Consider the following 3,489-nt stretch of genomic DNA (forward strand, 5'->3'; position numbering starts at 1 on the left):
AGATGGCATTGGGCTTGCGCCTCGTTCTACGCGAGAAGTTGGTGATGGCGGTCGCGTTGCCATCGCTGTGTTTCCTAGCGTTCCTCTCCAACCCCCGAATGCGAAACGATGACGGTCGTCCTGACGGAATCTCCCGCCGACCTCGAACCCACCGATCCCTTGGATATGTTGGTCGTGGCTCCCCATCCCGATGATGCCGAATTAGGCATGGGGGGGACGATTGCGAAAATGATTTCGTCGGGTTGGCGTGTTGGTGTCTTGGATTTGACGACGGGTGAGCCGACGCCGCACGGCAGCGAGTCGTTGCGACGAAGCGAAACGAACCGAGCATCCGAAGCGTTAAAGTTGACTTGGCGAGGGAATGCGGGGCTCGAAAATCGTCGGCTTTTGCACACGCTAGAGACCCGCGAATTGGTCGCCAGCTATTTTCGTGTGCTCAGACCGAAATGGGTGTTCGCACCTTATTGGCAGGATGCTCATCCCGACCATGTCGCGGCAACTGATTTGATCGAAGCGGCGCGGTTTTGGGCGAAGCTAAGCAAAACCGAAATGCCGGGCGATCCGTTTCACCCCGAACGCGTCTTCTATTACTACTGTATCCATCTGCGATTGGCGGTTCAGCCCAGCTGGATTGTTGACATCAGTGACCACTGGGATGCGAAACTTGCTTCGATTGAGGCTTACCAGAGCCAATTTGTGACCGGTCGAAGCACGCAGTCTCCGACGATCTTGGATCGGCTTCGTGACGAAGCGTCCAATTGGGGACGATTGATTAATCGCCGTTATGGCGAACCCTTTGCAACCAAAGAACCGCTGGCGCTGACCTCGTTGGAATGCATTCTGTAACCGCCGCATTTACGGGCGTTTTCCTAGCAATCATGCGGGTGCGGAATATTCACAAATTTCAGCCGTTGCGGCAGTAACACGTCACGGTCGCATCGCGGTATATTGCGTGTGGATAGGAAGCTAGCGATCGCCACGACCATTTGGGATGGGGCTCGCATCCGCCGATCGGTTATTGGAAACCGTTTGGCCCCTTTTCCTTTTCAACTTCGACACTATTCGTTCTCGTGTGTTTACCCATGCCTGTCAAAATGCAGCTCGCTCGGATCATCATTTCCGAACTCACTGAAAACCAAGTGATTTATCTTCAGGAAGAAGATGGAGATCGTGAGTTCCCGATCCTGATCGGCATCTTCGAAGCGACCAACATCGATCGTCGCGTCAAAGAAGAGTATCATCCGCCGCGACCGCTGACGCATGATTTGATTGTGCGAGTTGCCGATTCGTTGGGGGCCAAGATCGAAAGCGTGGTGATCACCGATTTGAACGACCACACCTACTTTGCTCAGCTGAATCTTCGCAAGCAGGATGGCGAAGTGATCACGATCGACTCACGGCCAAGCGATGCGATCGCGGTCGCCGTGACGTTCACGCCGGCGCTGCCGATCTACGTCAGCGAAAAGGTGCTCGAAGAAGCGACTTCGACACCGTTCTAACATCATGGATCGACTCGAGACTCCCGAAGCCGCACGCGACTACGTGCTATCCGCTCGTGGCAAAGGCCAACGCGTTGGTATCGTTCCCACGATGGGGGCGCTGCATCAAGGTCATTTGTCGCTGGCTGCCGAATCACAGAAACATTGTGATGCAACGATTGCGACGATCTTTGTGAATCCAACTCAATTTGCGCCTCATGAAGATTTGCAAAAATACCCGCGAACGCTGGAACAAGATTGCCAACAATTGGAGTCCCAAGGAGTCGCGGCGGTGTTCGTTCCCGAAACGAGCATGATCTATCCGCCGGGATTCAGCACCTATGTTCAGCCGCCTGCGGTCGCTGCGTCGTTGGAGGGTGAGTTTCGTCCTGATCATTTCCGTGGCGTTGCCACCATCGTGATGAAGCTATTCCAAATTTTGCCAGCTACGCATGCCTTCTTTGGACGCAAAGATTATCAACAATTAAAAGTCATCGAGGCGATGGTGCGTGATTTGAATGTCGGCATCAATGTGGTCGCTTGTGATACCGTCCGTGAACCCGATGGACTGGCACTCAGTAGCCGTAATCGCTATCTCGATCCCCAGCAGCGGCAGACTGCCTTGCAAATCTTTGGGGCGTTGCAAAACACGCAGCAGCGGGTTCAAGCGGGTGAGACGAACGTTGCGGCGTTAGAGCGCGAAATGCATTGCGAATTGCTGGGCGGCGGCGAGGCAGCAAAATCGGTCGACAAAATTGACTATGCCACAATTGTGGACGCCGAATCCCTGGCACCGATGGAACAAATCGATCGTCCTGCGGTCGCCTTGATTGCCGCTTTTGTCGGTCAAACACGGTTGATTGACAATCAGCTTTTGTGACGGGGTCTTTTCGAACCCGGGCTCCCCTATCACTTGGCAAATAAGTTAGGCTTTGGCAACGACTAACCCGTCCACTTTCAAAGCGTAATTAGCATGATTCAACGAATTCTTGTCACCGGGGGAGCCGGCTTCCTCGGTTCGCATCTGTGCGAACGATTGGTTAACGACGGACATGACGTCATTTGCCTGGACAACTTTTTCACCAGCCAAAAATCCAACGTCGCTCATCTGTTAGGCCGTCCCAACTTTGAATTGATTCGACACGACATCACGCTGCCGATCTTTCTCGAAGTGGACCAGATCTACAACATGGCTTGTCCCGCCGCCCCGGGGCACTACCAATACAATCCGATCAAAACCATGAAGACCAGTGTGTTGGGTGCGATCAACATGTTGGGAGTCGCCAAACGATGTGGAGCGCGGATCTTGCAAGCCAGTACCAGCGAAGTCTACGGCGATCCCGAAGTCCATCCGCAAACCGAGAGCTATCGCGGTAGTGTCAATCCGATCGGCATCCGCGCTTGTTACGACGAAGGCAAACGGGCGGCGGAAACGTTGTTCATGGATTATCACCGCAGCAACAATGTGGATGTGCGAATCGTTCGTATCTTCAATACTTACGGTCCTCGGATGCATCCGTATGATGGACGTGTCGTGTCCAACTTCATTCGTCAAGCACTCAGCGGCGAAGACATCACGATCTTTGGCGAAGGATCGCAAACGCGTTCGTTCTGTTATCGAGATGACCTTGTCGATGTAATCATTGCGATGATGAACAAAGACAACTTTACCGGCCCGGTTAACATCGGGAATCCCGACGAGTTTACGATCCGCGAACTGGCGGAAAACGTAATGTCGCTGGTGGGATCAAAGAGCAAGTTGGTCACCCGGCCACTGCCATCGGATGACCCGACTCGGCGCCGTCCTGATATCGGATTGGCAAAAGAACAGCTCGGTTGGGAGCCGAAGGTGCCGCTAGCCGAAGGGCTGAAGCACACGATCGATTGGTTCAAAACGATTGACTTGTCCGACTACCGTCCGCCGACGCCGAACTTTAGCTAACACATTTCACCTCCCCGTTGGAGAGGTCAGAGTCGGCGGTAGCTGGCTCTGGGTGGGGCTCGTTGTGCT

4 protein-coding genes are annotated in these 3,489 nt (G+C 53.9%); all 4 read left to right on the forward strand.

The window, feature by feature from the left end:
• Nucleotides 1–108 precede the first annotated feature (108 nt).
• The 4 genes from bshB1 to RMSM_RS02160 all read left to right on the forward strand — a co-directional run bounded on the left by bshB1 (nt 109) and on the right by RMSM_RS02160 (nt 3,420).
• Entirely contained in the window at nt 109–846 is a 738-nt protein-coding gene (gene bshB1 / locus RMSM_RS02145; RefSeq protein ID WP_008690867.1) for a bacillithiol biosynthesis deacetylase BshB1, read from the forward strand.
• 236 nt (nt 847–1,082) lie between these two features.
• Entirely contained in the window at nt 1,083–1,499 is a 417-nt protein-coding gene (locus tag RMSM_RS02150; RefSeq protein WP_008690868.1) for a bifunctional nuclease family protein, read from the forward strand.
• A gap of 4 nt (nt 1,500–1,503) precedes the next feature.
• Nucleotides 1,504–2,358 (forward strand): pantoate--beta-alanine ligase, encoded by an 855-nt coding sequence (panC, locus tag RMSM_RS02155; protein WP_008690870.1) that lies wholly within the window; start codon nt 1,504–1,506, stop codon nt 2,356–2,358.
• Nucleotides 2,359–2,451: 93 nt separating this feature from the next.
• Complete coding sequence (locus RMSM_RS02160; RefSeq protein ID WP_008690872.1) at nt 2,452–3,420, forward strand: UDP-glucuronic acid decarboxylase family protein; 969 nt, start codon at nt 2,452–2,454, stop codon at nt 3,418–3,420.
• Nucleotides 3,421–3,489 lie beyond the last annotated feature (69 nt).

Origin of the sequence: Rhodopirellula maiorica SM1 (assembly GCF_000346295.1) — a bacterium.
Classification (GTDB): Bacteria; Planctomycetota; Planctomycetia; order Pirellulales; family Pirellulaceae; genus Novipirellula; species Novipirellula maiorica.